The organism is Roseateles sp. (assembly GCF_052436255.1).
GTDB lineage: Bacteria > Pseudomonadota > Gammaproteobacteria > Burkholderiales > Burkholderiaceae_C > Pelomonas.
This window is the reverse complement of record NZ_JBQVNP010000223.1, coordinates 1-5430: the sequence shown is the minus strand read 5'-3', so window position 1 is coordinate 5430 and position 5430 is coordinate 1. Positions and strand designations below refer to the sequence as shown.

The 5430-nt window shown below is 69.7% G+C and carries 9 protein-coding genes; all 9 read left to right on the top strand.

What is annotated here, in order from left to right; translation table 11 throughout:
• On the top strand, positions 1–185 hold a 185-nt coding region (locus tag ACT6S0_RS26055), incomplete at its 5' end, for a hypothetical protein (RefSeq protein WP_444766642.1).
• Between the two features lie 145 nt (positions 186–330).
• Positions 331–1389: a sensor histidine kinase gene (locus ACT6S0_RS26050; protein ID WP_444766641.1), complete on the top strand. Its 1059-nt coding sequence runs from the start codon at positions 331–333 to the stop codon at positions 1387–1389.
• Positions 1386–2027 carry a response regulator transcription factor gene (locus ACT6S0_RS26045; protein ID WP_444766640.1) on the top strand — a complete coding sequence of 214 codons (642 nt, stop codon included), beginning with the start codon at positions 1386–1388 and terminating at the stop codon, positions 2025–2027. Before ACT6S0_RS26050 ends, ACT6S0_RS26045 begins: the two co-directional genes overlap by 4 nt.
• On the top strand, positions 2024–2704 hold the full coding sequence (locus ACT6S0_RS26040; RefSeq protein WP_444766639.1) for a hypothetical protein: 681 nt from the start codon (positions 2024–2026) through the stop codon (positions 2702–2704). The genes ACT6S0_RS26045 and ACT6S0_RS26040 overlap by 4 nt, the downstream gene beginning before the upstream one ends.
• 3 nt (positions 2705–2707) lie before the next feature.
• Positions 2708–3367 (top strand): type III secretion system export apparatus subunit SctR, encoded by a 660-nt coding sequence (sctR, locus tag ACT6S0_RS26035; protein WP_444766638.1) that lies wholly within the window; start codon positions 2708–2710, stop codon positions 3365–3367.
• 153 nt (positions 3368–3520) lie between these two features.
• Entirely contained in the window at positions 3521–3796 is a 276-nt protein-coding gene (gene sctS / locus ACT6S0_RS26030) for a type III secretion system export apparatus subunit SctS (protein WP_444766637.1), read from the top strand.
• Entirely contained in the window at positions 3796–4581 is a 786-nt protein-coding gene (sctT, locus tag ACT6S0_RS26025) for a type III secretion system export apparatus subunit SctT (RefSeq protein WP_444766636.1), read from the top strand. The genes sctS and sctT overlap by 1 nt, the downstream gene beginning before the upstream one ends.
• 60 nt (positions 4582–4641) lie before the next feature.
• The gene (locus ACT6S0_RS26020; RefSeq protein WP_444766635.1) at positions 4642–5133 is read left to right on the top strand and encodes a hypothetical protein; all 492 of its coding nucleotides are present in this window, start codon (positions 4642–4644) and stop codon (positions 5131–5133) included.
• Between the two features lie 33 nt (positions 5134–5166).
• The gene (locus ACT6S0_RS26015; RefSeq protein ID WP_444766634.1) at positions 5167–5388 is read left to right on the top strand and encodes a hypothetical protein; all 222 of its coding nucleotides are present in this window, start codon (positions 5167–5169) and stop codon (positions 5386–5388) included.
• Positions 5389–5430: the final 42 nt, after the last annotated feature.

The following is a 5430-nucleotide window of genomic DNA, read 5'->3' as shown; positions in this document are numbered from 1 at the left end:
CGCTGGCGCCGGGTCAGGTCAGCTGCGAGCTGCGGCTGGACGACGTCGCGCCGGGCATTGCGCAGTGGGCCGAGGTGCTGGTGCAGGCGCCGGCCAGCCCCAGCCTGCGGGCCCTGCTCGGCGCGCGCGCATCGCTGACCTGGCTGCTGTGCAACCAGCCGCTGTGGCCGCAGGAGAAGGCATGAGCGGCGCGCCGGGCCGCCCCAGGCAAGCTCGCTCCCGCGTGGCGGGAGTGAGCCCGGACATGGGATGCCCTGTGGGCATCCCACGCCTGGCGAACGCCTGGCCGCGCTGTCGGCCAGGCAAGGCCGCAGGCCGAAGGGTGCACCAGTGACCCGCATCGACGCGACGCTGCTGCACGCGCTGGGCGACCTGGGCCAGGCGCTGGCCATCCTGGACGGGGACTTCCTGGTGGCGCTGAACGCGCCCATGCAGACCCTGCTGCCCGGCGATCCCGGTGCCCTGGCCGAGCACTGGGCGCAGCCGCTGCACGGTCTGGCCACGGCGCTGAAGGCCCCGATGGGCGCGCGCACGCGCTGCGGCGTCAGCGGCGAGTACGTGGCCCAGCGCGTCGCGCTGGATGCCCGCCATGTGCTGCTGCGCCTGGATGACGAGCGCGCGCGCCTGCATCACCTGCAGCGCCAGCTCGACGACCGCGAGGGTCTGCTGTTCACGTCGCGCTCGCTGACCGTCAGCGAGATGGGCAGCGTGCTGGCGCATGAACTCAACCAGCCCATCGGGGCCACCGTCAATCTGCTGCGCGGCCTCAAGCTGCGCCTGGCGCGCCGCCACCCCGAGAGCACCGACGAACTCGCGGCGCTGGACAAGGCCGTGCATCAGGTCGGCTATGCCAGCCAGATCATCAGCCGCATTCGCGAGTACACGCAGTCGCGCCAGCCCAAGACCGAGCGAATCGACCTGGTCGACCTGGTGCATCAGAGCCTGGCCCTGCTGGACTGGGACCTGCAGCGCGAGGCCGTGCGTCTGATGCTGCGCCTGCCACTGACCCCGGTGCCCGTGCAGGGCGACGCCGTCATGCTGCAGCAGGTCCTCATCAACCTGCTGCGCAACGCGCTCGACGCACTGCGGCTGGACCGGCCGGCCGAGGCCCTCATCGACATCGAGCTGCAGGTGGACGCCGGCCGCGCCGAGCTGCGCGTGGGCGACAACGGCCCCGGCATCACGCCGCAAACCGAAGCGCGCCTGTTCGTGCCCTTCAGCTCCACCAAGCCCAACGGCATGGGTCTGGGCCTGTCCATCTGCCGCTCGCTGATCGAGATGCACCAGGGCCGCCTGTGGTTCACGCGGCGCGAGTCCGGCGGCTGCTGCTTTCACTTCGCGCTGCCCGTGATGGCGGCCACCTCACCCACCCTGGAGAAGACGGCATGACACCTCGGCAGATTTACGTGGTGGACGACAACCACGAGTTCCGCGACTCCCTGCGCTTCTGGCTGGAAGGCTTCGGCTGCCAGGTGCGCGACTGGGCCGACCCGCGCGACGCGCTGCAGTCCCTGGCCCGCGTGGCCGTGGGCACGACCTGGCCCGACTCCACCTGCCTGATGCTGGACGTGCGCATGCCCGAGCTGTCGGGCCTTGACCTGCACGACGCGCTGCGCGAGCGCGGCATCCACCTGCCCGTCATCTACATGAGCGGCCATGCCGACGTGCCGCTGGCCGTGGCGGCGATGCAAAAGCGCGGCGCCGTCTCGCTGCTGGAGAAACCGCTGGACGACGCGGCCCTGAGCGCGGCCCTGGACCGCGCCTTCGCACCGACCGACATGGACGCCGGCATCGACGCCGACGTCGAGGGCTCGCGCGAGGAGTTCGAGCGCCGCTCGCAGACGCTGTCGCCGCGCGAGCGCCAGGTCCTGTCGCTGGTGGTCAAGGGCCTGATGAACAAGAACATCGCCGACGAGATCAAGCTGTCGCTCAAGAGCGTGGAGCTGTACCGCTCGCGCGGCATGCGCAAGATGAAGGCGAAGTCGGTCACGGAGCTCACCCGCATCATGGTGAGCCGGCGGGCATGACTTCGATCCCGCAAGCCTCGACGCAGGCATTGACCTGGCACTACCTGGCCGGGCCGGTGCGGCTGTGCATCAGCGCCGGAGACTTCACGCCCGGCGGGCTGCCGCCTTGCGCCGCCGAGGCGGCCGTGGTGCTGGACCTGGCGGGCGAGCTGCTCGACAGCCTTGCGGCGGCGGGCCTGCTGGGCGATGCGCCATGGCAATGGGTGGCCGTCACGGGCGGCATGCTGGCGGGCGGCGCCCAGGCCAGCTGGCGCGGCGCCGGGGCCGAAGCGCGGCTGTCGCTGCCCTGGGCCGCGCTGCGTGCACTGGCCGCAGCGCCCGAAGTGCCGGGCCTGCAGTGGCAGGCGACACCGGCCGAATGCCTGCTGGCGCAATGGCACCTTGGCGACGAGGAGCTGGCGGCGCTGGAGCCTGGCGCGCTGGTGCTGCTGGAGGAGCCGGCGCTGACTCGGTGGCGCGCGCGCGGCGAGCCGGTCGCGGCTGAAAAGCCCTGGCAGCTGGTGGCGCGCTGGGAGCAGCCGCTCGCGCTGGACATCGTGATGGGCTGGCGCCAACCCGGCCCCGCCGTGCCCGTGCAATGCCAACTCATCGACGCCGCGCGGCCCGACACGGTGCGCGCCCGCGGCCGCCTGGTGCCCTGGGGAGACGGCCAGGCGCTTCGCATCGATGCACTCTGACCTATGGACCTGAGCACCTTCACGCCCGCCTCGGCCCTCATCACCGTCATCCTGCTGGCGCTGGCGCCTTTCGTGGCGGTGATGGTCACGTCATTCACCAAGCTCGTCGTCGTGCTCAGCCTGCTGCGCAATGCCATGGGCCTGCAGCAGGTGCCGCCCAACGTCGTGCTGAACGGCCTGGCGCTGATCCTCAGCATCTATGTGATGTACCCGGTGGGCGTGCAGATGCAGGAAAGCCTGAGCGCCTCGCCCGCCCTGGCCAAGGGCTCCACCAGCGAGATGCTGGCCGCCGCCGACACGGCCAAGGAGCCGCTGCGCGAGTTCCTGATCAAGCACAGCCGGCCGCTGGAGCGCGCCTTCTTCCTGAAGACGGCGCAGCGCAGCCTCAAGCCCGAGCAGGCCGCCCAGCTGACCGAGCGCGACTTCCTCGTCATCGTGCCGGCCTTCACGGTGACCGAGCTGACAGTGGCTTTCGAGATCGGCTTCCTGATCTTCCTGCCCTTCCTCGTCATCGACCTCGTCATTTCCAACATCCTGATGGCCATGGGCATGCAGATGCTGTCGCCGACCACCGTGTCGCTGCCGTTCAAGCTGCTGCTGTTCGTGCTGATCGACGGCTGGGTCAAGCTGACGCACGGCTTGGTTCTCACGTACCAGACATGAAGCCCCTCGTCCAAGGCTTCGCCTTGACCGGTCCCCCGAGGGGACGGCGATGCTCTCGGCATCGAGCCGCGAGCACATCGCCAGAGCGGGCCGGCTTGGGAGCGGCCCGGCGCTCGACCCGCAAATGCAAAGCAACAGGGATTGGCCACTGACATGAACAGCGAAGTCATCCAACTCACCCAGCAGGCCCTGTGGCTGGTGCTGCTGTTGTCGGCGCCGCCCATCATCGTGGCCGCCGTCGTCGGCCTGCTGATCGCCTTCGTGCAGGCGGCCACGCAGCTGCAGGAGCAGACGGTGCAGTACGTGGCCAAGTTCTTCGCCATCGTCATCACCATCTTCATCACGGCCTCGCTGCTGGGCGGCAGCCTCTACCAGCTGGGTGACAAGGTGTTCAGTGAGTTTCCGGGCCTCGTGAAAATCAAGCACTGATGTACCAGTTCTGGGTCAGCCACCCAAGTGACGCGGCACTGCTGCTGGGCCTGTCGACGATGCGGGTGGCGGTGGCCTTCCTGCTGGTGCCGCTGTTCACGCAGGACCTGATCCCGGCGCTGATCCGCAATGCCATCTTCCTGGCGCTGGCCATGCTCGGCCTGCTGGTCCAGGAGCTCAAGCCGCTGAACCTGAGCGGCTGGCAATGGGCGCTGCTCTATGGCCGTGAGGCCATGATCGGCGCGGCACTGGGCTTTCTGTTCGCGGGGCTGATGTGGTCGTTCGAGATGGCCGGCCAGCTGATCGACAACAAGACCGGCGCGGGCCAGGCCCAGGTGCTGGACCCGCTGTCGGGCCACCAGACCTCGCTGACCGGGGCCTTCCTGGCGCGGCTGGCGAGCTGGGTCTTCATGGCCTCGGGCGGCTTCATGCTGTTCGCCGCGCTGCTGCTGGACAGCTTCGCGTTCTGGCCCACCCATGGCGACTGGCAGCTGATCCCCAAAGGCATGCTGGCCTTCGAGGCCGAGTTCGGCCGCATGCTGCGGCTGGCGCTGCTGGTGGCCGCGCCGTCACTGGTGCTGCTCTACCTGGTGGACGGCGTGCTCGGTCTGGTCAACCGCTTTGCGCAGCAGCTCAATGTGTTCAGCCTGTCCATGTCCATCAAGTCGATCGTGGGCCACCTGGTGCTGCTGCTGCAGCTGGGCAGCCTGGTGGCGCTGTTGAACGAAGAACTGCTGGCGCGGCCCACTGTCGTGATGGATCTGCTGAAGCGCTTGTTCGGTTGAGTCGCTAACGTTCAGAAACAGCAGCAGCCGCAATTGCCTGCGCTGCCGGACTGGCCTGAAATGCAGCGATACACCACACCGCACGGCATCATCATGAGCAACGTCTCCAGCACTCGGTCCGCCACCGGCCCCGTGTACGGCAACGCCGACGGCACCCGCCAACCCGTTCTTCTCGACCCCCTGCCGGCCGACCGGGACCTGGAGCTGCCCGAGCCCCTGGCCGACGCGGTGGATGGCCTGCTGCCGGAAGCCGTCGACGGCTGGCTGAGCGTGCTGCCGCTGCCCACCTACCGCGTCACCGGCGCAGTGCGTCGCGACACGCCGACCGAGGCGGTGGAGACGCTGACGGTGAACCTGAGCCGACAGTCCGCGGACCGCATCAGGCCCGAGGACACGCTGCAGCGCGACGGCCAGCGCGTGTTCGTCAACGAGGGCGACCCGCGAGCCCGTCCGCCGACGCTCGCCAGCGTGGCCCAGCAGGACGCCGCGGCAGCGAAAGGCGACTTCGAATTAGGGGCAGCCGCAATCGCCAGCCGCCGCCTGTCTCGCTAAGCTGAAACCCACTGCCTCAAATCCCTAACGGCCATGATCGGCGTCATCCCGTCACCCACCTCCCCGCTGTTCTCCACCGCTCCGCTGCGCCCGCTGACGGCGCCCGCAGCGGCCGGCCATGCGGGCGGCGCGGCCTGGCTTGATGGCCTGGGCGCCGGTGGCCGCGCCAGCCTGCGCGCAGACGTCGCCGCTGATCAGCGCGGGCTGTCGGTCCAGCAACACGCCGAGCGCGTGCTCGCCGCCCTCGTTGCCTGAACTGCTGGCCGAGCCGCGCTGGGCCGACGCGGCCCAGGCCCT